The sequence below is a fragment of the Sphingobacterium sp. R2 genome (assembly GCF_040760075.1).
GTDB lineage: Bacteria > Bacteroidota > Bacteroidia > Sphingobacteriales > Sphingobacteriaceae > Sphingobacterium.
In genome coordinates this window covers 4,932,517-4,957,972 of sequence record NZ_CP142884.1, presented here as the reverse complement: position 1 = coordinate 4,957,972, position 25,456 = coordinate 4,932,517, and the positions used below count along the sequence as shown (strand labels likewise).

Below are 25,456 nucleotides of genomic sequence, written 5' to 3'. Positions count from 1 at the left end.
GTATTGCTATATTTGGCGGCCATCTAGACCATCAGTTGGCATAGTCTTAACTCAATGGATGAAAAAGCATGCCTAAAACTATTTTAAAAAACCTGCAGATAGGTTTTGGAATATCGCTATTGTTGCTCTTAGCTAGTTCAACGGCCTCTTATGTTAGTATTCGTAAGCAGATTCATAATAGTGAAATGGTGGACCATAGCCGTCGGGTGATGAGCCGTGTTAATAAAATTCTACAGGATCTGCAAAATGCCGAGACGGGTCAACGTGGCTATCTGTTGACTGGACTGGATAAGTTTTTAAATCCTTACCAAACCGGCCTTGAGTCGCTGCCCCAATCGTTGAGCCGTGCGCACGATTTGACAGCTGACAACCCCGAACAGCAGCGGGTAATTGATACCCTGTCCACGCTGGTAAAGTCTAGGCTTACCAAACTAGAAAATCTGGTAACGATCAAAAGGCGCGGCGGAATGGTGACGGTTTCCCAACTCGAAGAAGGGAAATCCTATATGGATAGCTGTAGAATTTTAATTGGCCAGATCATAGATAAAGAAGAATCTTTATTGAACAAGCGTTCAAATGAACTCGGACGATCTTCTGGTTATACATCTATTTTTGTTTTGCTGGCCGCGGCAGTTTCTTTGCTGATCACTGTCTTTTTTTACTTCCGTTTGCGGGCTGATTTCTTTAAGCGAGAACAGTTACAGCATGATCTGAAACGTAAAGATGAGGAGATCCAGCGGAGGCTCAGTATTACGCAGCGCATTGCCCGTGAAATCGCAGCGGGAAATTATGATATGCAGATACAGGATGCTGAACAGGACGACTTGGGAAGCTTAGCGGGATCGCTCAATGAAATGGCTCGGTCACTAAAGGTTTCTTTTGATGAACTCAATAACAATAATTGGCATCAAGCTGGATTAACGCAGCTGAGCAATCTTTTAATGGGCAATAAACTTCAAGAAGAGATCACGGCTGTCACGTTGCGACATCTAGCGACGTATGGTAGTTGTGTCAATGGGGCCATTTATCTGATGGAGCAGGATCAGTTGGTGTTAAGGGGTGCTTATGGACTTGAAGATCCCAACCATAAGCGCTTCGCAGCAGGGGATGGCATGGTAGGGCAGGTATTTAAAGATGGTCAGGAAAAATTATTTGAAAACCTCGAAGATACGCATTATGTCATCAGCTTCGCCACTGGAAAAGTACAGGTAAACAACCTTTTTATACTTCCCATTTATGATGGAAGTGAATGTATTGGTGTAATGGAACTTGGCTCATTGCAGCCCTTTTCTTCGATACAATTGGCGTTTTTTAGAGAAGCTGTGCAAAAAGTGGGGGCTACACTCGCCGCATCGCAAGCTCGGTTGGTTGTACAGAATTTATTAGAAGAAACACAGGCGCAGACTGAAGAGCTGCAAGCACAACATACGGAGTTGGAATCACTGAATTCTAGTCTCGAAATGCATACCTATAAACTGCAGGCTTCAGAGGAGGAACTTCGTGTTCAGCAGGAAGAGTTGGTGCAGTCTAACCGTGAACTGGAAGAGCGCTCCAGATTGTTGGAAGATAAAAATCTGGAAATAGCCGAACGTAACCAGGAAATTCAGAAGAAAGCGGCAGAGCTTGCACAAAGCACACGCTATAAGTCTGAATTTTTGGCTAATATGTCGCATGAACTGCGTACTCCGCTCAATTCAATCTTGCTGCTTTCCCGTCTGATGGCCGAAAATACGGACGGTAACCTTAACGAGGAACAGATGGAATCTGCAGCAGTGATCCAAAGTTCGGGAAAGAGTCTGCTGACACTAATAGATGAGATTTTGGATCTTTCTAAAATTGAATCCGGAAAAATGGATTTGGATGTACAGCCCGTATTGTTTGCGGATGTCGTGCAAGGGCTGTCGGCGATGTTCGGACCAATTGCTGCCGACAAGAAACTTGGATTGGAAATGAGTGTAGCGGAGCAATTGCCCACTCAGATCGAAACAGATAAACAGCGGCTGGATCAGATTTTACGTAATCTACTCTCTAATGCTATTAAATTCACGGCATCGGGCAAGGTAACGCTGCATATCGACCGTGAACCGTCTCCACGAAACGGGATTGTATTTGAAGTGCGCGATACCGGAATTGGAATACCAAAGGATAAGCAGCATCTAATATTTGAGGCTTTTCAACAAGCTGACGGCTCTACGCGGCGGAAATTTGGTGGTACGGGACTGGGGCTTTCCATAAGCCGGGAATTAGCACGATTACTTGGCGGTGAAATCTCATTGAATAGCGAAGAAGGTGAAGGTAGTGTCTTTAAACTGATTATTCCCGAACGCATTTCGGACGAAAGTACATCCCTATTCGGCCTTGCGCAAACGTTGTTGACAACAGACGACGCGGAAATTTTACCTGAAGAGCACACTTCTTTGGAAAACATTCCAGCGGTGCCAGCTTTACCTGTAGAAAACACGTTGCAAATACCTATCCCAGCCGAAGTTCCGGACGATCGCGATAGCATCGTTCCTGGCGACCGCTTTATTTTGATCGTGGAGGACGATATTGAGTTTGCAAAGATTCTACTTAAATATACGCGTCAGCAAAACTATAAGGGTATTGTGGTGGTGCGTGGCGACATTGCTGCAGAAGTAGTAGCGCAATATATGCCGCTCGCAGTTTTGCTGGATATTCAGCTTCCCCTTAAAGATGGATGGCAAGTAATGGCTGAGATCAAGGAAAATCCCAAAACACGACATATTCCGGTGCATATTATGTCCTCTCTGCAGGTTAAAAGAGAGAGTCTGCTTCAGGGGGCTATAGACTTTATCAACAAACCTATGGCGTTGGAACAAATGGGTGATATGTTTCGCAGAATAGAGGAAGCGCTCACTAGACATCCTAAAAAGGTACTTATCGTTGAAGAAAACCCTAAACATGCAGCTGCTTTGTCTCTCTTTCTTGGGAGTTTTGACATTGTCTCTGAAATCAAGAGCAACGTAGAAGATAGTATTGCGGCGCTGAGTTCTGATACTGCGGACTGCGTGATACTCGATATGGGCGTTCCTGATCGGGTCGGTTACGAGACATTGGAGGCTGTAAAACGTAACCAAGGGCTAGAAAAATTACCGATTATTGTTTTTACCGGTAAGAATCTATCGCAAGTAGAGGAAATGAAATTAAAACGTTATGCGGATACAATTGTCGTTAAAACCGCCAATTCCTATCAACGCATATTGGATGAAGTGGGCTTATTTTTACATCTTGTAGAGGAAAACAAAGGTACTTCGGCGAAAGCTCCCGCTAGGCTTGGCTTTTTGGAAGATGTGTTGAAGGGTAAAAAGGTGCTTGTAGCAGATGATGACATCCGTAATATTTTCTCGCTCACGAAAGCCCTTGAGAAATATCATATGACCGTCGTACCGGCAACAGATGGAAAGGATGCACTGAAACAGCTCGAAGAAAATGAAGATGTGGCTGTGATCCTGATGGATATGATGATGCCCGAGATGGATGGATACGAAACGATTGCGTCGATTCGAAATAATCCCCATTATAAGAATATGCCGATCATTGCTGTTACTGCCAAATCAATGATGGGAGATCGGGAAAAATGTATCGCTGCAGGAGCGTCAGATTATATATCCAAACCGGTGGATATCGATCAACTCTTGTCCCTGCTACGGGTATGGATGTATGAATAGTTGTTTTAATAAAATAAAAGGCAATAGATAAAAGAGCATGGACAAGAACAAAACCGTATTAATCATCGATGATGATCAAAACAATATATTTGCGTTGAAATTGGCCCTAAAATCGAGAGGCTTTCAAGCCTTGGGTTGTCTGTCTGCTGAAGAGGGGCTTGCTCAGCTGCGGAATAGTGCTGGCGTAGGTCTGGTGTTGATGGATATGATGATGCCCGAGATAGACGGATATGAAGCGACCCAGCTAATCCGCAAAACTTGGGATTCTCAAGAAATGCCCGTCATCGCCGTCACGGCGCAGGCGATGACGGGCGACCGTGAAAAGTGTTTGGCAGCGGGAGCCAACGGCTATATTTCAAAACCGATCGATATCGAACTTCTGGTGAGGTTAATGGGGGAAATTGTTAAATGATCAGTGGAAAAAAAATTGTTAGCCAAGAGCAGGTGATGATATTGATGGAAGATGTGCAACGTCTCTATGGCTACGATTTTACCCATTATACCATAGCGTCTTTGTCGCGGCGGATCAATCAGCTTTGCCTACTAGATAATTTTGCGAGTTTTGCCGAATTGCGGTACCGTGTGTTACATGAACCCGAGTACATGCAGCGATTTGTCGAAAAGATGACGGTCAACGTTACAGAAATGTTTCGCGATCCAAACTTTTTTTTACGTCTGCGCGATGAAATTCTGCCCAAATTAGGTACTTCACCCTTTATCCGCATTTGGATAGCGGGCTGTGCGACAGGTGAGGAAGCCTATTCGTTGGCCATTTTGTTGCAGGAAACCAAATTACTGCACAAATCATTGATTTATGCCACAGATATTAACCCTTCTGTCCTAGAACAGGCTAAGCGAGCCGTTATACCCATGGCAAATCTAAAATCTTATGTGGAAAATTACCAGCTTTCGGGTGGAAAAGCAGATTTTTCCAGTTATTATACAGCCAATTATAATTGGGTGAAGCTAACATCTAGTTTGCAGGAAAAGATTGTTTTTGCTACACACAACCTGGTAAGTGATGCATCTTTCAATGCCTTTCAGCTAATTCTATGCCGCAATGTACTGATCTATTTTGATACCCAACTTCAGGCTAAAGTCCTATCTTTATTCGATGAGAGTTTGGAAACCCTCGGATACTTAGCGTTGGGAAGTCAGGAAACGCTACGTTTCTCGGTGTTGGCAAAAGATTATCAGCAAGTGGGCAATGAGAAAATATGGCGTAAGGTGAAATAAAATAGGTTCATTTTTCAATGAACTATTTTAAAAAAATTAACTTATTAAAAAAAATAAAGTATCTTAGTGGGATTGGAGGAAAAATGACTAAAATTCTTTTAGTTGATGATCATCGGCTTGTGAGAAACGGGATACGATTGATTATTGATACCCACGACAAGCTTTCTGTGGTAGGGGAAGTAGATAGTGCAGAGGATGCATTAATGTACCTTGAAAAAAATAGCTTACCGGATTTAGTTTTAACAGACCTGAATATGCAGGGTATGGATGGAATAACTTTCATCCAAATGGCCAAGAAGATATATCCAGACGTCAGATTTGCGCTTTTATCGATGGTGGAAGAACCGAATGAAGTGGCCGAAGCTTTTCGTAGCGGTGCAGACGGTTATCTGTCGAAGGGTGGGGATTATGATGAAATCTTATTTGGACTATTACGTTTATCCCAAGGGCATAAATATCTGATGACCAATTTCGGTCTACGGTTTATGGAAAATTTTGATGTAGAGAGTAGCACCAGTGTCGATGTGGCTTCACGTCTTTTGCAATATGAAATCACGGAGCGGGAGTTTGCTGTACTTGAACTCATTGCCCAAGGTTTTACTGCTGTGGAAATTGCAGACAAGATTTTTTTGAGCAAACGCACTGTTGAAGGGCACCGTCAGAATCTTATGGATAAGACCAAAAGTAAAAATACAGCCGATCTGATCCGTTTTGCATTTCAGCAAAAGTTACTGAGTTAGGAGCGTCTTCTTTTTCGTATGAAAAGATGGTCGATGCCTTTATGGATAACTGTTATGATTGGGTTTATTGAAAGCAGAAGGTGGCTTCCAGCTCATGGAAGCCACCTTTATTGTTATCTTATGCGCGCTACTGTGTAGCACTTTTACTTCAACTTTTTCAATGTTATCATTTTAGTTGACACAGGTATTGTATAACGGTTAAATGCATCCTTATTGAAACCTTCTACTACGTAATTGCTTTCGGGATTAACATTAAGCAAGATATTCGTAATAGGTTTCTGACTAGCGCTATTGAAAACCAGGGTGATGCTACCGTCTTTTTGATCGTAGTGCAGTTCGGCGATCTCGCCGGCATCTGTGGTGAGCCAAAGATTCTCCTTGGCGAGGAATACGCGAGCATTGGATGCTGTCGTCAGCGCAACTTTGACCAGCTGTTTTTCGGTTTTTAGATTACCGCTGAATGCGAGCCACCCAAATTCAGGGTGCTCCACTATATAGGTTCCCGAATTGACTGCATAGCCATAAAAGCCGGTTCCGTAATCTCCGGAGATGCCGTCATTGGCTAATGTGGATGGATAGGAGTGGAATGCTCCCGGACCGAAGCCGTCGGTAGTAACATTGGCCAGTGCTCCCATCATGCCTGCATGTCCGATACGTAGCAAGTAGAAATCGTCGGGATGATCCCGATAGGCCGTCAGCACAGGGATGGAATTAAGCGCGGAACCGTAGTGATGGAGCTGACGCTCGATTCGCGAAAGTTTGCCACCATAGACAAAATCCCAGTAACGCCGCGCGCTACCGTTGTAACCCCAATGCGGAACGGTAGGCATATAGGCGATGATGGCATTCAAAGTGACCTGTGCTTTCTCATCAAAGCCAAAAAAGCGTGACCAAAGAAAGACTTCTTCTTGACCCGTGGAATCCCAAGGCATTTCACTTCCGAACGGATAATTAAGGGTTTTCCAATGCTCTGCCCGCTTGCGCATCGCAGCTTCAAGGTTATTGGCCAAGGTCGTCAATCCTTCTCGGCGAAGATCTTGTAAGATGATAAGGAAGATACTCCCTTCCATTTGACCGAACTGGGCGTAGTAGGGCGCCTTTTCGACCATGGCGATACTCGTTTGGTAAGCCCGTTCGAGGTAAGTTTGCCAGCTTTCTTCGTTCACTAAATTCGTATAGTTGCGGGCGAGCCTGTACATCACCCAGTGTGCTGCCGCCACATGAGGATAATTGTAGGAACGACCAATATCGTCGGCTTCTTTTTTCGGCCAGGCAGACCAGGTCTTCCAGTTGATGTCCGTACGATAGGTGCCAGCTGGCATGGAGTCGGGTTCATAATAAAATAGGCTTTTGACCACCCCATATTTCTTATCTCCTTCTTTGTGCTGGATATGACCATATAAGGTTTCATTGACAAACCGTTTCAATTTGGCTATTTCCTGTTGATCGGGCTGCAATACTTGTTTCATCAATGCGGCAAGCCAGCTTGCCGCTCCAGCTTCATCACTGAGACCAGCAAACCAGGCACTTTTATTTTGGGTGATGGGCTGCTGTTCCTCATAGTCGTATGAGATGACAGCCGGTGAGCGTTTGAAGGGATCTTTGTCATTTTCATACCATTGTTTGGTGGTCAGGAAATGACCGAGATCCTGAACCACTTCTTTTTCGGATTTGATTACTTTGTATTGGATAGTCTGCGTTATACCGTCGCGATAGTTGATTGTTAATCGTGCACGTCCCCAACGGTTGCCTTTCACTTCATATTCGATCCATTGCTGCGGTGTGCTTCCTTTTTTTGTCAAGGTTAATGCTCCTTCGGGATAAACACTGATACTTTTAATAGCTTTGCTGTGTTTGATAAAAAGTTTGGCCGGATTGTCCATCGGAACAAGATAGCCAGGTACGCCAATAGCTACAGGCCTGTTGTTCTTCACTAACTCAGACTCTATTTCCCGGATACTTGGGGCAAGGACAAATTTTAAGGCAAAGGTCTTGGATTCGTGAGGTTTCAAGAGCGTAGATGTAGGTGTATTCCATTGTTCTACGCCTTTCCATTCAGTCTCGGCATAGGCCTTGCTATGGATCATCCATTCATGAAACCCCTCAAAAGTAATACTTCGGGGAGTCGGGTCAGTATTGAGCGGATTGTAGGCTTCAAATCCTGCATTTTTATAGGGCAATACCAGCAAACTAGGGCCATTGCCATGCAGGCGGTTAACTTGCAGATACCCGGCATCCTGGCCGATATAGGGATCGAAAAAGACGTTCTGGGCATGTGCCTGATCGAGATTCTTCCAGTCCATGTTATTATTGAATGGGAGAGGGATACCCATTGATCCAATCTCGATCGTATAATCGTTGGGGTTTGTCAGTTCAAAACTCAAGATCAGATCCCCCTGGTCATCCTGCCAGTGTCGGATCACTTTCAAAGGGATATGGTTAAGCGTGGGACTGATATCTGCACTGGCGAGGTTGTTTTTCGCAGGAGGTATTGCGATGACATGCTTACGGTCAGCAGCTGATGAATAGGCCGTCCATGAGCTGTCTCCCTGACGACGCAAACGGATATTGATATCGCCGATATGAAAAAACTGATTGCGATCTCTTTTGTTGAGAAGTTCAACTGGCGTATAGTCAAAACCCTTTTCGACGCTATTGGGCCGAAAGGATGATAGTGTCTGGGATGCGTTGAGTATAGCCACATTGAGGTTTTTGAGGGTGAAGCTTTTGGCACCCTCCTCCAAGCCTAAAGTGGCCTGCTGTGCTTTTACTGCTTTCCATACCGGATGTTCATCCTGCTGGCTATACACACGAGTTGACAATTGTGTGCAGACGAGCGCAAAGAGGATCCAATAGCTTTTTTTTAGATTCATTTTAGACATTTTAGTAACCATTTTAAGACAGCGAAGGTCATTGCTCTTACAAAGATGGATGATTGTAGCCTGTATTTATGGGTGAATTTTAACCTTAAATACCCCATTCTTAACCGATTTGACTTCAAAATTTGGAATACCGCTGTTGATTTATAAATTTAATGTAAAATGGACATTTATCGTAGGTTTTATTTGTTATAAAATCGATTGGTTGAGCTGTCTTTTTTTTAACCAATAAACTTTGCGTTATGAGGATGGATTATTTCTATTTTACGGTTTTGGCAATATTGTGCTGGTGGTTGGGCAGCAAGACGTTCGCGCAGTCGTTACAACCTTGGCAGCAGCCGAATGTGTTGAATCCGCTGCTGCCTGGATATTTTGCTGATCCGACGATTAAAAAAATTGCGGATACCTATTATATCTTTGCGACGACTGATGGGAATGGCTGGGGTGCGGGGCCGTCACAGGTGTGGACATCGAAAGATTTAAGAAACTGGAAGATTCAACCGATGAACTGGCCCAATACACATTGGTACTGGGCGCCGGATATGACGCAGGGATACGATGGCCGTTATTACCTCTATTATAGTCAGCCTGTCGAAATTTTTGGCGCAGTGGGCGATAGCCCAACGGGCCCCTGGAAACCTTTAGTGCCTGACGGCAAATCGATGATCCCAAATTATATGATCCCCGGCGTGATTACCCTAGACGGGCAAACCTTTCGGGATGACGATGGCCGCATCTATATGTATTGGGGAACCTGGGGCATCTATCCCGATCATGGTTGTGCTGTAGGGATACTCAATAACGATATGAAAACTTTCCAAAAGACAGCGTTGATCCCCAATACCGTGGCGAAAGACTTTTTTGAAGCTCCTTATATGTTTAAACGTAAGGGCATCTATTATCTGATGTACTCTTCCGGCCATTGTGAAGATGATAGCTACCGCGTACAATACGTCAAAAGTAAAGTAGGCCCTATGGGACCTTTTGAATACCCTTCTACCAATCCCATTTTGACCACCAATGAGGATGGTAGTATTCATGGCCCAGGACATCATAGTGTGTTGGAGCTAGACAACCGTTATTTCATTGTCTATCACAGACACAATAATCCGCATTCGGGAGGTGGTTTCCACCGTCAGGTGGCGATGGACGAAATTTTCTTTACGCCCGAGGGTGACATCGTGCCGGTGCGACCTACACATACTGGCGTGCTGGATGTAGTATCTGCTCAGGCAGAGCCGGTCGATTTGGCTTTTGGGAAAGCAGTGAGGGCATCCTCTTTTTACTCGATGGATTTTAGACCCTCTTTCGTGGTAGACAACAATAATGGAACATTATGGCGTGCCAAGAACAACGAAGGACCGTCCTGGGTAGAAATTGACTTAGGAAAGGTGGTGGATATACAGACAATAGCCATTCAATTTGAGTATCCGACTTATGCCTATCAGTACAGATTAGAGACTTCTGTCGATGCAATAACCTGGGTGACTTATGTGGATCGTTCGGACAACAACCGTTGGGCAAGTCCTATTGTTGAACATGGTAAAGCTTTGGGGCGATATGTTAGACTGCATATACTGCATACGCAATTGAATGGGCTTCCTCGTGGTCTATGGAATATGAAGGTTTATACACAGCAGCTCGTTCAGGAGACATTATGGTCGCCACCACAACACATGCCTGCTAAAGAAGTAACGCAAGGCGATCTGATCCATATTGATGCAACGGATTACGAGGAGGGGCAGCTCGTGAAAAATATTAAAAATAAGGGTTTGATAGGGGGAGTGTTTAGTTCTGAACAGGCATTGGCCGTTAAAAATTATCAAGGCAAGCGGGCATTTTTCTTTGACGGAACCACTGCGCTGCGATCGAGTTTTGCCGTACCGCAGTCACTTGCAGGAAATAGTTCGTTTAGCCTTGCACTATGGGTAAATAATCCCAGGGTTGAAAGATTTGAACAACTGCTTGCCTGGTCGTCGGGATCGCAGGATCTCAGTAGGGCACTATTTGGTTATGGCAGCGATCCAAAACAGGGTGCTATCATTCACGGATCGTGGCCTGATATGGGGTATTCTTCTGTTCCAGAGGCAAATTCCTGGCATCACATTGTATTCTCTTTCGATGGCTATCAAGAGTCTATTTATGTGGATGGAAAACTGCAGCGTACGGAGAACAGAATGCTGTTTGTTCATCCGGGGAAATCTTTTGTTCTTGGAGCTTCGGACATACTCAATCAAAACTTTTCGGGTTATGTAGCGGATTTAAAACTGTATCATACCGCCTTAGATGAGCAATTGGTAGCCAAATTGGCAAATGTGGATCCGGAATGGCATTTTTTTGCGCTGCAAGCTGATGATTTGAACCTTGGGAAAGTCAACACCTTAAGAAATCAGGGAACATCAGCAGACACGTTAGTAACGCTTCAAGATGCGGAAGTCGCTGTGAAGGGTAACAGACTGTCAATAAAAGTAAATACCCTAGAAAGTAAGGCTTTGACAGCGATATTGCAGGAAAAAAACTATGCTTTGGACTTCGATTGGTACGATGGTACTGCATGGCAACATGCTGTAATAACAGCTGATAATGGGAAGAAGAAATTTTATCTTAACGGTAAATTTGAAAAGCCGGGTTATTCTGACAAACTGCTAAGGATGATGAGTAACGGTATTCAATTGACTTATCCATTTCATTTCTTTCGTGCTTATCCACATCACTTAACATCGGATGCGGTAAATAAAAGGTTCAGCCAGTGGAAGGATGGGTTGGCTAATGGTTTGGAAGCGTATGTTCCAAAGGTACTTTCGCAACCGCATTTTATGAATGGCAATCAGGTCTTTGTGCAGGTGGAAAAACAGCAAGGGCTTTGGTATCTGTTTCGTGGAGAAAATGAGCTATCATACTGGAAACAAGAGTCCTACCATCTTTTTAAACCGTCCAAAGTTGAGAAGGCCATCGAAGTGTTGGTTAAAGATGTCTTTGGACATGTGAGTAAGCCCACCCGACTTTCTGTTCGGGAGCTAAAGCCTAAATTGCTCCAGTTTTCAACACTACAGGGTGATACAACCCGAAATAAGAAGATCCCTTTTTGGGATGGATATGAGGCTATTGGTTGGAATGATAGTACACAGACTGAGGTTTCTTGGCAGAACAGCAGCTGGAAATTACAGTCGAAGGATACCAAGTGGGGCGACAAATTACCGCCCGGCCCTTTTCTTTATAAAGAGCTGGAAGGTGATTTTACTGTGGAAGTCAAGGTAAGCGATGTAGCGGGCTTGGCTCGCCGGATACGCACATCAAACGAAGCTGGTATTATGATTCAACCGGTGGACAGGAAGGGTGCTTACATCAATCATTGTATTTTAACGGGATGGAACCTCGGCAATCTGTCGCGAAGCATTGGACCGCAAATTTTTCAGGAAGACAATACGGGGACGGGAATCGATTTTTCACCTTATCTTCAGGTTCAAAAGGTTGGTAATTATTTCTTCTTACGATCCTCGAAAGATGGTCTGGATTGGAGGGACCTTCCGGGGACGCCATTTGTAAGAAATGATCTGAATGGTAAAAAGCTGCGCGTTGGACTGTATCAAATCGCCGGTAACAATGCGTTGGGTTATGTCGTATTTGATGCATTCCGGATATGGAAATAAATCTATTTCTAATTGTATTATGCGCATAATATGGTTTTATGCGCATAATGGCCTTTACCCAATAGCTAGAAAAAGTCTATTTCTCCTCAAAGATAGATTTGTACGGATTCGTTTGTTTTCCTCTAATGTTTTTAATCCCCTTGCTGTTTAGCCATTCGGTAAACTGATCTGGATTTTCTGGGATAAACTGGATGACTTGACCATTTTTCAGGAGCAAGGAAAATATACCACAATTAGCAATGAATTTTGTGATCTCATCGGAACGGTGTTTCAATGGTGAAAAATATTCCATAACATTTGGCTCTTTTTTAAGTAGGTTGGATAAAATATCCAAAACATCATTAAATGGTTAATTCAATAGATTGTATAAATCACATCAAAGATGCGAAAAAATATTTTATATTTCTTTAAATGATTAGAAATTGTTGTTCTGTTTTTTTTGTATAGAATTCTTTTCGTTGAGCTATCAAATTATCATATTTTATAGCGGACTTTTAGCAATATTTTCAAAAATAGCGTCATTTTGTGCTATTTTGCGCGATATTCAACATCCTTGTCGGTACTTTAGATCTTCTATTTTAAACATTTTTACCCTTCTTTTAAATATTTGTTGCAAAGGAATCTTAATAAAAACAATAGTTTCGCTTTATAACCAACTAGCAAATGGCTAACTCATTTTACAAGGATGAGCTATAAAGGGAATAATGATTTTTTAAGCATATACCTTATTGAAGAAAGCCAATATTTATGTGGTGATATCCCACATAACGGGTGAGTAGATACAATTTGAATATAAGTAATAACCAATTCATATCAATAAATAACCAACTACCTGCCTTAATAGGCAGCAAGAAATTTATATCAAGTAAGATTATGAACAAAAATTATGTGTCATCTATCTTTTGTTTTTCCAAAGAGAGGAACAGGAAAGTGAAGTGGTTGTTAATAGCTTCCATGTTAATGTCCATTGGACGACTGTCTGCTCAAGAAAAAGTGATCCATGGGAAGATCATAAGTGATCAGGGAAAACCTATTATCGGGGCATCGATTAGAGTGAAAGATAAAACACTCAGTACTTCCACAAATGAGAAAGGTGAATTTGTGCTCAAGCTCAATCCGGGCGAGACGATTATTGTGTCCAATGTAGGTTATAAACTCGTCGAATATGTCATCGGTAGCGCTTCAGAGGTGAGCATTCCACTTGTTGCCACAACCATTGCGGTGGATGAGGTTGTGGTGGTTGGATATGGTAAGCAAAGGAAGGTGGATCTAACATCTTCTATTGCGGTTGTCGATACCAAAGATCTTGTAAAAGTACCTGGAGGAACGATTGCCACGCTTCAGAGTGCTGTGCCCGGCGTACAGGTAACCAATGGAGCTATTCGCATCCGTGGTGTTGGATCCATTAACGGAACCGATCCCCTCTATGTGGTAGATGGTATGATCGGCGGGGCAATGCCCGACGAAAATAATATTGCCAGTATTCAGGTGTTGAAAGATGCTGCTTCCAGTGCTATTTATGGTGCCCGGGGAGCGAATGGCGTTATTTTGGTCACCACAAAACGGGGTAAAGCCGGAGATGTAAAGATTGATTACAATGCTTTCGCTGGCATCAAAAATATCTCCCATAATGTACCGCTATTGAACGGACAGCAGCTGGCGGAATTGATCAATGAGGAAATGTATAATAAAGATCCCTCACGTCAAGACTATTTGGCTGCGCTCGCCAAACCGTCGGCAATTGGGGAAGGATATAACATGATGGATGAATTGCTGCATACTGGCAATTACCAACGGCATAATCTTTCCCTTTCGGGCGGTTCTCAAAATGCGAATTTTCGGTTAAGTGGTATTTATGCTACAGATAAATCCATTATTATTCAGGATAAAAATAAGTATTATGGCGCCCAATTCATCTCTGATTTTACCAAAGGTAAACTTAAGATAGGGGAAACACTTTCATTGGGTTATACGCGCCGGAATTGGAGTGATAAAAACATCTTCGATGCACAGAAGTGGTCTTCGACATTGCCACTATATGATGCGAATAGCAGTACCGGGTTTGCAGGAGCTGGCAACGGAACCGACGTCCCAAGTGCATTGGCAAACGCATACCTCAATAAAAACGTCAATGATAATTTTTCGGTAAACGGTAATGCATGGGCTACCTATGAAATTATCAAAGGACTGGTCTATAAATTTAATATGGGAATAGACCTTAGCCGTGTGCGAAATGAGGGTTACATCGGCAACTACTCGGTCGGTCAATACCAAAACCATAGTCCGGATGAACTCAATATATCGAGTAGTCAAAATAACAGATGGTTATTTGAAAATACGCTGAGTTATGAAAATAATTTTGGCAAACATGCAATTTCGGCTTTAGCGGGTATCACGTCGGAAGAATCCCGTTATAATGCGGTCAATGCCGGCGCCCGGGGGTTGCCAAGTCCAGATGTTTTGATTCTCAATTCGGCCTCCTTGGCGAGTTCCCGCCTTGTTGGTTCAGGAGTGGGGCAGTCGGCCATGTATTCTATGCTTGGACGTGTCAACTATAATTATGACAATCGATATCTTCTGACATTAAATATGCGAAGGGATGGATCGGCAAACTTTAGCAACCAATATCGCTATGGAAACTTTCCTTCGGTATCTGCAGGATGGCGCATCAGTCAGGAATCATTTATGAAAGCATTTCCTGCGATTAGCGAATTGAAGCTCCGCGGTAGTTATGGACTTCTGGGGAATTCGGATATCGCGCAATATCAATATCAACGGACGGTGAGTTTTGATCATGTGTGGTATTATCTGAACAATGTGATGGTAACAGGTGCTTTACCACAGACTCCTTCTAATCCGAATGTAAAGTGGGAAAGCCAGTACTCTACTGATATTGGTGTCGATTTGGAACTTTTTGATCATAAATTGGCTTTGACCATCGACTACTACAATAAAAGGACTGAGGACATGCTGATCAATGTGCCTATTTCGTTCACTGCTGGGTATGGCAACAACTTTCCAGTGCTGAATGCCGGTAGCATACGGAACCGGGGTTGGGATGTCTTGGCATCGTATAAAGATCGAGCAGGCAATTTTAGCTATCAAATCGGGGCCAATATATCTTTTGTGAAAAACCGTGTGCTCAGCTTGGGCAACAATAATGAAATTTTGTGGGGAAGTATCTCGCCCGGTGGAGAAAATGTAACAAGGACAGCTGTTGGCCGATCAGTGGGGGAATTTTGGGGCTACACTACCAACGGTTTATATACAAGCCAAGCGCAATTGGATGAAGATAAAGCTTTTGCGCCTAATGCAGCACTTGGGGATGTGCGATTCAACGACCGAAATGGCGACAAGGTATTAAATGATCAAGATAAGGACTTTTTGGGAAGCCCAATACCCGATTTTAGTTATGGATTCAATGCTGACGTGAGTTATAGCAGTGCTATAGGGATTTTTGATCTGTCGATGATGTGGCAGGGAAGTCAGGGGAACGATATCTATAACAATAGCCGCTATTGGGGCGAGGGCATGTACCATTACTATAACAATTTTGCTTCAACGCTGGATCGCTACCGTGCAGAAGAACTTATCTTCAAAAATCCAGTATCCGGTGAGACGACAGTGTATCCCAAAAATACAGATACCGATATTCCACGTGCTGTACTTGGTGATCCTAATCAGAATTTAAGGGCTTCGAACAGGTTTGTTGAGGATGGCTCTTATCTGCGTCTCAAAGTCGTCAATATTGGTTACAGTTTTTCTAGCCCAACGCTTGAACGCTGGAAGATCGACCGATTACGGTTTTATGTCGGCGCAAAAAACCTGCTGACCTTTACCAAATATTCGGGATATGATCCTGAAGTGGGGTCGGGCGATACACGCTCCAATTTGAGCCGTGGAATTGATGGGCAAACGCCATGGGGGCTGAGCTTCCCGAATTCAAGAGAGTATTTTATGGGTATTCAATTTACATTCTAACGACGATATCGACATGATGAATAGACACTATATAAAGCTTGTTGCTGCTGCTCTGCTGTTACAGTTTTCGAGTTGTAAACCAAATTTGGATCTATCCAATCCTCAGGAATTGTCGACAGATACTTATTATAAGACGGCAGATCAATTGGAAAATTCCGTTATACCCGCATACCAGGCGCTGATTGGGCGTACGCAGGGTGGATATGCTCGTAGTTTGTATTTTGAGCTTTTGGCTCCTGGGGATGATTACAACCACACGTTTAAGTGGGAGCCTATGTATCAGGATAGCTACAATACGCCTGCGAGCGATGGAATGACAGCGCAGACCTGGAGAGATTTTTGGAACGGGGTATTTGCGGCTAATTTAGCTATTGACCGTATTCAGAAATTTGAGGGCGAAATAGAACAAAATAGAAAAAATAGATTGTTGGGGGAAGCGTATTTTCTGCGAGGTTTGAATTATCTGCATCTGGGCATGTTGTTTGGTGAAACCATTCCACTAATGAGTAAACCTGTTGAAACAAATGAAGATTATTATCCGGGCAATGCACCGGCGGGCGCCGTTTATGCGCAGATCGTGGATGATTTCAAGAAAGCATCGGAATTGTTGCCAGCACGGGCAGCACTTTATGCTGACAGCAAAATGATCGGTAGGGCGACAAAAGGTGCTGCACAGGCTTATCTCGCCAAAACCTACCTTTATAAACCCATTTTGGCTAAAGGACAGGCGGCGGATTTTGCAAATGCTGAGATTCAATTAAAAAGTGTTATTGATAGTAAGGAGTACCAGTTGATGTCCTCTTACAGGGATAATTTCTTGGAGACAAAAGAGAATAATCAGGAGTCTATTTTTGAAGTCCAGCTTTATAATGGTCCGGGCTGGCTAGGTGACGATATATCGAGTTCGTGGCGATGGCAGGAAATCGGCATGTTTGACGGTACTGGCGGCGCTTGGTGGAATCTCGCGCCCAATAAAATGGCGCATGATCAATTTGAAGATGGCGATCCTAGAAAGTTTATGACTTTATGGTGTGAGAATGGTGCGAATTTTACGCAATTGGATGGTAAGGTCACCACTTATACGGACTGGATGAAGAATTTGGCGACGAATAAGGATCTATATGGTACAAGAAAATATTGTCCTGACGTGCAAATAGCGGACTTTGATAACGGTAATAACGACCGCATTTTTCGGTACAGTGATGTGCTGCTTCTTTATGCGGAGTGCCTCAACGAACGGGGGGATGTAACTGGAGCCAAGCAATACATCAATCTGGTTAGGATGCGTGCCAATAATATCGTTCCCGATGAACAGCCGCATCTTTGGTATCAAAAATCGAAAGGAACGATTCCTGACGTAGACGGATTGCTTGCGCAAGGTTTAGTAAAAAACGGTGTTTCATTAAATACCGTCAAAAATATTATCGTTCATGAGCGATTTGTCGAATTCCTTGGTGAATATCAACGGTATTTTGATTTGTTGCGGTGGGGAATGGCTGATCCTGTCTGGTTGGAGCCGTTGAAGAAAGGGGGCTGGTCGCCAAAAGCCATGTATTATCCTTTCCCTCAAGCTGAACTGGATAATAATAAAAATTTAAAAGGTAATGAGATGAACAATTGATCTTAGAAAGTTATTGGTTATTTATTCATAGTTAGTGTTAGGTGGGGGTGCCCTTTTTAGGGCACCTTTTTTATTGCCTAACGGTGCAAAAAATGGAGTCTGTGTCGATATTGTATTAGTATTCATCGATTATGTAGTTTCATTGTTGGTTCAATTCAGGTATTTTTGGTATTCAAAAAGATAACAGATTATAAACCAAATGCCTTTGTCGAGCATCTTTAGGTGAGGCATTTCGCAGATCATGATATAATGGACAGAAGAACAGCAATTAAGTTTCTCGGTGCAACTATTCCGACCCTTTTCCTTAGTAGATTCAGCGCGGCACATGCTTATCTTGGGAAAGTGCCCTTTCACCCCGACTGGCGTTCGCTAGCAAGTTACCAGGTTCCTAATTGGTTTAGGGATGCTAAATTTGGTATATGGGCACATTGGGGGCCGCAGTGTGAACCGGAAAGGGGAGATTGGTATGCGCGAGGTATGTATCAGGAGGGATCCGACCAGTATAATTATCACGTCGAAAAATATGGACATCCTTCGGTGTTTGGTTTTAAAGATGTTATCCATCAGTGGAAAGCCGAAAATTGGAATCCGGAAGAGTTAATGGAATTGTACAAAAATGCTGGAGCCCAATATTTTATGGCGTTGGCCAATCATCATGATAATCTGGACCTTTACCGGAGTAGCCACCATAAATGGAACAGCGTGAATGTTGGCCCTAAAAAAGATATTGTGGGCGGTTGGGAAAGTGCAGCAAAAAAAAGAGGGCTTAAATTTGGCGTAAGCGTTCACGCAGCACATGCTTGGACCTGGTATGAAACGGCTCAGCGAAGTGATAAAGCCGGGAAGTTTGCCGGAGTTCCTTATGATGGTAAATTGACAAAAAAAGATGGTGTAGGAACATGGTGGGCAGACTACGATCCGCAGGAGCTTTACGCGCAGGAGCATGAACTTAGTTTGGATAGCAAAGATGATCATACCGTTCATCGGCAATGGCATTGGGATGTAGACTCTGGCGTGAGTGTACCTGATAAGGCATACTGTGAAAATTTCAAAGCGCGGACGATGGAATTGATCCATAATTACAACCCGGATATCGTTTATTTTGACGATACGGTGCTACCCCTCTATCCAATAAGTAATGTTGGACTGGAGATTGCAGCCGATTTTTATAATAAGAGCATGCAGGAAAATAATGGTAAAGTTAATGTAGTCATTAATGGGAAGATCCTGAATGAACAGCAACGTAAATGCTTGGTATGGGATATCGAACGGGGACAAAGCAATACCATCGAACCGCAGCCATGGCAGACCTGTACTTGTATAGGATCTTGGCATTACGACCGTCGTATATATGATAACAATCACTATAAATCTGCTAAAACCGTTGTCCACATGTTGATTGATGTGGTCAGTAAAAATGGTAATTTATTATTAAGTGTACCCTTGCGGGGAGATGGTTCTATTGACGAAAAAGCGAAGGAGGTGGTTCAAGGAATAGGGAACTGGATGTCTGTTCATCAGGAAGCCATCATTGGTACGAGACCATGGGTTATCTTTGGGGAGGGACCGGCACAGGAGGAGGCTCCGTCATTGAGCGTGCAAGGTTTCAATGAAGGGAAAGGAAAAGCTTTTACCAGCGATGATGTCCGTTTTACCACGAAGGGAAATGTTTTGTATGCCTTTGTTATGGGGATGCCGACCGAAAAGCAAATCAACATTAAGTCTTTAGGCCGTTCGGCCCCGAATGCGAGAAAAGTAAGGCGGATACAGCTGCTCGGAAGTGATGATCGAATTTCCTATCAGCAACTCGATAATGTTCTTCAGGTCTCCTTGCCGGATAAATTCGCTCAAAACAACATTGCGATGGTATTAAAAATCACGTAAAGTTTTGATTTTTTCTGTTGTTAAAGCATGTGTTGGATGCTGGTTAAAAACGCTATAATTGTATCTCGCGGGATAGCAAGGCAGGCGGTATGACTAATGCGCAAAATATTGAACCTATGAAGTTACGCTGTTAATCGACGACCAGTGTCCAAACTATTTAGCAATACCTTGCCTTTCATCGGAAAAAATAACGAAAAAATACGCCTCGGGATTTCGCGGCCGGCGGTATGCCTATTTTGCGCTAAGCAGTATGCGGAAAATGTGGTTAGACATAGAGTTTTCCAGATCATAAAGTATCTGAGCATGGGTTTTCAGAAATGCAGTTTGCTGAAAAATTTATGGTTGAATTACGAAAATTATGAAAAACTCAATTATCTTTATCCACGAAAAGATGTGCCGCTAGCTAAACGAATCTACCCATGAACTATCCGAGCGAAAAAGAACTGCTTGAAGCTTTCCTAAAAGGAGAGGAGCAGGCTTGTGCGCAGGTATATAATCTTTATTTCAGCCGTATCTGTTTATATGCATCGAGCTTTGTGGATGAAAGCAGAGAAGCTCAAGATATTGCCGAAGAGGGTTTTATCCGCTTGTGGGAAAGTGGACGACGCTATGAGAGCTTATCCCATTTGAAGGCAGCACTCTATCAGGCTACCCGGCACGTTGGGATCAATCACCAGACCGCCCGCAGCAGAAGATTGAATCGGGTGGATCGTTATATGGCACAGCAGGAACCGAATCAAAAATCCTATTTGCATGAAATAGTTTATACTGAAGCAATGGCAGAGCTTTATGAAGCTATTCAAAAACTTCCACCCAAAGCACGCGAAATTATACAGTTGAGCTATCTCGAAGGAAACAGTAACCAGCAAATTGCGGATCTACTGCAATTAAATATTCAAACGGTAAAAAATCAAAAATTACGTGCTTTAGGCCTTCTACGCCAACATTTGAAGCGCGATTCCTTTAATTATCTACTCTCGTTGATCGTTCTTTTTGGAAAAATATAATATTTTTTCAATTGTCTTTGGTACTTTTTTACATCAGTGTGGTATCTATAGATGAAATAGCTCAAAATGGATACTAAAGAAGAAGAAAAACTTATCTTTATCAGTTCGCTTGTACTCCGTGAAATGCGGGGAGCGCTCAGCGGCGAAGACCGTCTTTTTTTGGAGAGCTGGCTGCAAGAATCGAAATGGAACCAACAGGTCTATCAACGTTGCCTAGATGAGGCACAACAACGTGAGGGGTATACGAGTCTGGCGCATTTTGATAAGAAACATAATTTCGAGTCGCTGAAGACTAAAATTTCGTTCCATTCTTCTAAGAGAAGAGTTGGACTCGTGAAGCGTCTATGGCCTTACGTCGCTGCTGCGAGCGTGCTTTTGGCCCTGTCTGTCGTCTGGTATTGGTTTCAAGACAACGGTCACCCGGTTGAAACGCAGCGCACCGTTGCAATTGACCGCCTTCCAGCCTCACATCAGGCTATCATTACACTGTCTGACGGTAGAAGGTTTTCATTGAACAACAATGAAAAACAAGTAGTTATCAATGGGAGTGGTATACGCTATGACGACGGTCATGATATAGCTTCGATCGAGGCAGCGGTATCTGCCAACATTGAAACTCCGCGTGGTGGTACTTATGAGGTCACTTTACCCGACGGCACCCGGGTTAAGCTAAATGCCGGAACAATACTTTCTTATCCAACGCAGTTTGCGAAGGACAAACGCGAGGTCAGTCTCCAAGGAGAGGCATTTTTTGAAGTTGCCAAAAGGAAAAAACAGCCTTTTATAGTCCATACCAAAAATCAGCAGGTACAAGTATTGGGAACACAATTTAATATTAATGCGTATCCAACATCAACCCAAACAAAAACAACTTTGCTAGAGGGTAGCGTACAGGTAAAGGAACTGATCAAAGGCCAAAAACTAAACTTGCTACCTGGAAATCAGGCTGTCAATACCGGAACGCAGCTGATCAAACAGTCCGTAAACGTGCAGCAGGAAATCGCCTGGGTCTACGGCAAATTTAATTTTGATGGAAAGTCACTTCGACAAGTCATGGATGAACTGTCCCAATGGTATGCGGTTGATGTGGTTTATAAGGGCGATGTGCCTGATGTTTCCTTCTTTGGAGGAACATTTAGAACAAGCAAATTATCAACCATCCTCAAACTATTAAAAGACCAGGATCTGTCGTATCATCTGACTGATGATGGGAAATTAATCATTGAACATAGTAATCCTAAAACACAGAAAGGAGGCCAGTAGAGAACAGAAAATTATACTTGACCACATAATATAAATTAACAAATTGGACAGTTAATCCACTTAGCTAATCAGTGGATTCTGCAATCTAACCTAACTAAATTAACTAGAATTAATGAAATTAAGTTGTTTTTCACAAACGACCAGGACCCTTTTATGGCTAGTTTTTGCTGTCTTACTCCAGCTAGGCCAGAAGGTAAATGGGCAAACAGTAACCTATTCCGGGCGCAATGTTCCGCTAATGGATGTGCTGCAGGCTATCAAGATTCAGACGAATTATGAGGTGCTCGGAACCAAAAAAATGTTGGAATCGGTAAAGCCAATTTCTATCAAAGCGGACAAAATGCCCCTTAAATTATTTCTTGATAAAATATTAAGTCCGCAGGATCTCGGCTATACAATTGAATCGAAGACAATTTTCCTGGAAAGGAAAGCTAGTCCATCGAAAGCTGAACCTATACGCCTTCCGCAAGGGGTAAAACCAGTGCAAAAGCAGATCCGAGGACAAGTGATGGGGAAAGACCGGGCGCCTCTTTCTGGAGTGAATATTTCACAAATGGGTAATACCATTGCAGTAGCAGATCAAGAGGGGCGTTTTTCTTTTGTCGGCACAACGCAACCGCTTACATTAAGTCGGGTCGGTTATAAAAACCTCACCCTCGCTTTGGTTGAAAACAAGGACGAATATAGCATTGTGATGGAAGAAGAGGCAAATGCACTGGAGCAAGTGGTTGTTACGGGTTATCAGGTGCTAAAAAAAGACTCGTATACGGGAACTGCGATTACCAAAAGCGGCGATGAACTGCGGCAGGTAAATCCGCAAAACGTCCTACAGGCGATGCAGGTATTCGATCCATCGTTTAAATTACTCGACAATAATCTCGCGGGCTCCAATCCAAATGCATTACCAAATATCAATGTGCGAGGATCTTCGTCACTGCCGACTGGAAGCGGTGAGGTATTGAGAAGAGATAATATTACCACGGCTATCAATATGCCGGCGTTTATTTTAGATGGTTTCGAAGTCAGTGTTCAAAAAGTGCTCGACCTTGATATGACCCGAATAGAGAGTGTTACAATTTTGAAAGATGCAGCGGCGACAGCGATCTATGGCTCTCGAGCCGCCAATGGTGTTATGGTCATCACAACCAAGATGCCTAAGGAGGGTAAACTGCAATTGACTTATACGCATGAAAGCAATATAAATACACCTGATCTCACGGGATACAGTGTTTTACATGCAAGTGATAAATTAGCTTATGAGAAATTAGCGGGACTATATGATCCAGTCATACAGCAGCGGTCCAAGGATGAGCTGGATGAAAAGTACTATAACAAATTAGCGAATGTATTGGGGGGAGTAGATACGTACTGGCTATCCCAACCTGTTCGCACTGCGATAGGACAAAAACATGGCCTTTACGTTCAAGGTGGAGCTGAAACGTTCCGTTATGGTGTAGATTTGCGTTATCAGACTAGACCTGGTGTAATGAAGGGTTCAGGCCGAGATCAGTATTCTGGAGGCTTAAATTTCACTTACAATGTGAAAAATAAGCTCCGATTTCAGAATGAACTTGCGGTAACGATAGTGCGTGGTACTGAATCCCCTTATGGCTCATTTTCTGAATACGTGAATATGAACCCATATTATCGAATGACTGATGAAAACGGCAATATCTTACAAGAAGTGGATACATGGAACCGGCGGACAAACGAGGGTAATTTTAATCGAGAAGTGGTATTAAACCCACTTTATAATGCAACATTAAATAGTTTTAATAAACTCAGCTATACCGAATTGCTGAACAATTTCTCAGGGGATTTTGATTTGGGTAAGGGTTTGCGCTTACGTGGTCAGGTCAGTTTATTAAAACGCCTTAATGCAAATGACAATTTCCGCTCACCGTCGGCTAATGATTTTTATACCTATGCTACTTCCCGTACAGACGAAAAAGGTAGCTATGAAAGTTATTCAAACAACGAACTGTATTGGGATGCCAATCTACGCTTAAACTGGATGCGTACCCTTGATAAACATAATTTTAATATCGTTGGAGGTACTAATATTCGCACAGAAAGCTTCGATGAGCGTTCATTTAAGGCGATAGGATTTCCAAATGACCGATTTACTAGTATAGGATTTGCTAAAGGTTACGAAGAAGGGGGAAGTCCGGCCAGTAGCATCAGTGCCTCACGATTATTTGGTGTGTTTTTAAGTTCAAATTATTCCTATGACAACCGTTTTTTGTTTGATGCTACATTTCGTATGGATGGTTCATCAAAATTCGGAGCGAATAGACGGACGGCTCCATTTTGGTCGACTGGTGTTGGATGGAATATGCATAAAGAAACGTGGTTCAGCAATGATATCATCAGTCAATTAAGATTAAGGGCAACGGTGGGTCTTACAGGATCGGTACAATTTGATCCATATATGGCCCGTACTACCTATAGTTATGATAAAAGCAATTGGTATTCATCGGGCTTGGGGAGTTCAGTTAGGAATTACGGAAATGAAAACCTGACTTGGCAAAAAACACAAAATACGGATCTTGGGATCGACCTTGGGCTTTGGAAGGATCGTTTGACGATATCGCCACGTTATTATTATAAAATCACACGGGATATTTTAGCGGATATTAACCTAGCTCCTTCGACGGGTTTTAATTCCTATAAAGAAAATTTAGGTGATCTGGAAAACAAAGGTTTTGAAATTAATGCAAATTGGATTCCGATTCGGAATGAGCAGTGGACCCTGAGTTTGATGACCAACTTGGTCCGAAATAGAAATAAAATTGTTCGGATTTCAAATGCCCTAAAAAGCTATAACCAACGGGTCGACGAGGCTCAAGAGGGAGACGATTTAAAAGCTGTACCATTATTGCGCTATAACGAAGGGCAATCTTTGGATGCAATTTATGCTGTTCCCTCATTAGGTATTGATCCAGAAAGTGGAAAAGAGGTGTTTATGAAAAAGAATGGTCAATTGACGTATGACTGGGATTCACGCGATATTGATGTTGTCGCTGTGGCAACGCCAAAACTGGAAGGATTTTTTGGTGGTACTTTGCGGTATAAACAATTTATGGTGGTGGCCTATTTTCAAGCTAGGTTTGGTGGAAAAACCTACAATCAGACGCTGGTTGACCGCGTCGAAAATGCCGATCCACGCTATAATGTGGATAGCCGCGTGTTAGCAGAAAAATGGAAAAATCCTGGAGATGTAACTTTCTATAAAAGCATTCAAGATCTTGGCCAAACACGTGTTTCTTCTCGCTTTATTATGCCTGATAAATTGTTGGCCCTTCAATCGTTTAATTTATCATACGATGCCCGTAAAGAGTTTGCTAAAAAATTGGCCTTATCTAGCCTACGCATAGGTGTCATAGCTAATGATTTATTCCGTTGGTCGTCCATCAAAGTGGAACGAGGAATTACTTACCCTTTTGCACGAAGTGTCACGTTTACCCTTCAGGCTGGTTTATAATCAAAAATATAAGAGTAGACAA

Annotated in this window: 13 protein-coding genes; 11 read left to right on the top strand and 2 right to left on the bottom strand. The window is 43.0% G+C overall.

Features of this window, described 5'->3' with window-relative positions; translation table 11 throughout:
• Positions 1-68 precede the first annotated feature (68 nt).
• The 4 genes from VXM68_RS20790 to VXM68_RS20775 are packed head-to-tail and all read left to right on the top strand — an operon-like array spanning position 69 to position 5,665.
• Entirely contained in the window at positions 69-3,689 is a 3,621-nt protein-coding gene (locus VXM68_RS20790) for a response regulator (RefSeq protein ID WP_367209884.1), read from the top strand.
• Positions 3,690-3,726: 37 nt separating this feature from the next.
• A complete protein-coding gene (locus VXM68_RS20785) occupies positions 3,727-4,101 on the top strand; it encodes a response regulator (protein WP_294182947.1) in 375 nt (124 codons plus the stop codon).
• Positions 4,098-4,925, top strand: coding sequence for a protein-glutamate O-methyltransferase CheR (locus VXM68_RS20780; RefSeq protein ID WP_367209883.1), 828 nt, complete (start codon positions 4,098-4,100; stop codon positions 4,923-4,925). The genes VXM68_RS20785 and VXM68_RS20780 overlap by 4 nt, the downstream gene beginning before the upstream one ends.
• Positions 4,926-4,942: 17 nt before the next feature.
• Entirely contained in the window at positions 4,943-5,665 is a 723-nt protein-coding gene (locus tag VXM68_RS20775) for a response regulator (RefSeq protein WP_367209882.1), read from the top strand.
• A 143-nt stretch (positions 5,666-5,808) separates the two neighbouring features.
• Here VXM68_RS20775 and VXM68_RS20770 read toward each other — a convergent pair whose 3' ends face one another.
• Positions 5,809-8,538: a DUF5695 domain-containing protein gene (locus VXM68_RS20770; RefSeq protein WP_367209881.1), complete on the bottom strand. Its 2,730-nt coding sequence runs from the start codon at positions 8,536-8,538 to the stop codon at positions 5,809-5,811.
• Between the two features lie 248 nt (positions 8,539-8,786).
• On the opposite strand from VXM68_RS20770, the gene VXM68_RS20765 reads away from it, so the two are divergent.
• The gene (locus VXM68_RS20765) at positions 8,787-12,194 is read left to right on the top strand and encodes a family 43 glycosylhydrolase (protein WP_367209880.1); all 3,408 of its coding nucleotides are present in this window, start codon (positions 8,787-8,789) and stop codon (positions 12,192-12,194) included.
• A 76-nt stretch (positions 12,195-12,270) separates the two neighbouring features.
• On the opposite strand, the gene VXM68_RS20760 is transcribed toward VXM68_RS20765, so the two are convergent.
• The gene (locus VXM68_RS20760) at positions 12,271-12,486 is read right to left on the bottom strand and encodes a hypothetical protein (RefSeq protein WP_293954389.1); all 216 of its coding nucleotides are present in this window, start codon (positions 12,484-12,486) and stop codon (positions 12,271-12,273) included.
• 581 nt (positions 12,487-13,067) lie between these two features.
• Between VXM68_RS20760 and VXM68_RS20755 the strand changes: the two genes are divergently transcribed.
• The 6 genes from VXM68_RS20755 (at position 13,068) to VXM68_RS20730 (ending at position 25,434) form a co-directional block, all read left to right on the top strand.
• Positions 13,068-16,175 (top strand): TonB-dependent receptor, encoded by a 3,108-nt coding sequence (locus VXM68_RS20755; RefSeq protein WP_312362136.1) that lies wholly within the window; start codon positions 13,068-13,070, stop codon positions 16,173-16,175.
• 13 nt (positions 16,176-16,188) lie between these two features.
• Complete coding sequence (locus tag VXM68_RS20750; RefSeq protein WP_312362137.1) at positions 16,189-17,796, top strand: RagB/SusD family nutrient uptake outer membrane protein; 1,608 nt, start codon at positions 16,189-16,191, stop codon at positions 17,794-17,796.
• 249 nt (positions 17,797-18,045) lie between these two features.
• Positions 18,046-19,680 carry an alpha-L-fucosidase gene (locus tag VXM68_RS20745; protein WP_312330544.1) on the top strand — a complete coding sequence of 545 codons (1,635 nt, stop codon included), beginning with the start codon at positions 18,046-18,048 and terminating at the stop codon, positions 19,678-19,680.
• Between the two features lie 419 nt (positions 19,681-20,099).
• On the top strand, positions 20,100-20,687 hold the full coding sequence (locus VXM68_RS20740; RefSeq protein ID WP_293954396.1) for a sigma-70 family RNA polymerase sigma factor: 588 nt from the start codon (positions 20,100-20,102) through the stop codon (positions 20,685-20,687).
• 66 nt (positions 20,688-20,753) lie between these two features.
• Positions 20,754-21,950: a FecR family protein gene (locus VXM68_RS20735; protein ID WP_367209879.1), complete on the top strand. Its 1,197-nt coding sequence runs from the start codon at positions 20,754-20,756 to the stop codon at positions 21,948-21,950.
• 112 nt (positions 21,951-22,062) lie between these two features.
• Positions 22,063-25,434 (top strand): SusC/RagA family TonB-linked outer membrane protein, encoded by a 3,372-nt coding sequence (locus VXM68_RS20730; RefSeq protein WP_367209878.1) that lies wholly within the window; start codon positions 22,063-22,065, stop codon positions 25,432-25,434.
• The last annotated feature ends 22 nt before the right edge of the window (positions 25,435-25,456 follow it).

Bases quoted from the DNA above. Each gene is read 5' to 3' on its own strand.
- VXM68_RS20750 (WP_312362137.1), top strand. From the start codon at position 16,189: ATGATGAATAGACACTATATAAAGCTTGTTGCTGCTGCTCTGCTGTTA.
- VXM68_RS20770 (WP_367209881.1), bottom strand. From the start codon at position 8,538: ATGAATCTAAAAAAAAGCTATTGGATCCTCTTTGCGCTCGTCTGCACA.
- VXM68_RS20740 (WP_293954396.1), top strand. From the start codon at position 20,100: ATGAACTATCCGAGCGAAAAAGAACTGCTTGAAGCTTTCCTAAAAGGA.
- VXM68_RS20760 (WP_293954389.1), bottom strand. From the start codon at position 12,486: ATGGAATATTTTTCACCATTGAAACACCGTTCCGATGAGATCACAAAA.
- VXM68_RS20755 (WP_312362136.1), top strand. From the start codon at position 13,068: ATGAACAAAAATTATGTGTCATCTATCTTTTGTTTTTCCAAAGAGAGG.
- VXM68_RS20780 (WP_367209883.1), top strand. From the start codon at position 4,098: ATGATCAGTGGAAAAAAAATTGTTAGCCAAGAGCAGGTGATGATATTG.
- VXM68_RS20735 (WP_367209879.1), top strand. From the start codon at position 20,754: ATGGATACTAAAGAAGAAGAAAAACTTATCTTTATCAGTTCGCTTGTA.
- VXM68_RS20775 (WP_367209882.1), top strand. From the start codon at position 4,943: ATGAACTATTTTAAAAAAATTAACTTATTAAAAAAAATAAAGTATCTT.
- VXM68_RS20765 (WP_367209880.1), top strand. From the start codon at position 8,787: ATGAGGATGGATTATTTCTATTTTACGGTTTTGGCAATATTGTGCTGG.
- VXM68_RS20745 (WP_312330544.1), top strand. From the start codon at position 18,046: ATGGACAGAAGAACAGCAATTAAGTTTCTCGGTGCAACTATTCCGACC.
- VXM68_RS20790 (WP_367209884.1), top strand. From the start codon at position 69: ATGCCTAAAACTATTTTAAAAAACCTGCAGATAGGTTTTGGAATATCG.
- VXM68_RS20730 (WP_367209878.1), top strand. From the start codon at position 22,063: ATGAAATTAAGTTGTTTTTCACAAACGACCAGGACCCTTTTATGGCTA.
- VXM68_RS20785 (WP_294182947.1), top strand. From the start codon at position 3,727: ATGGACAAGAACAAAACCGTATTAATCATCGATGATGATCAAAACAAT.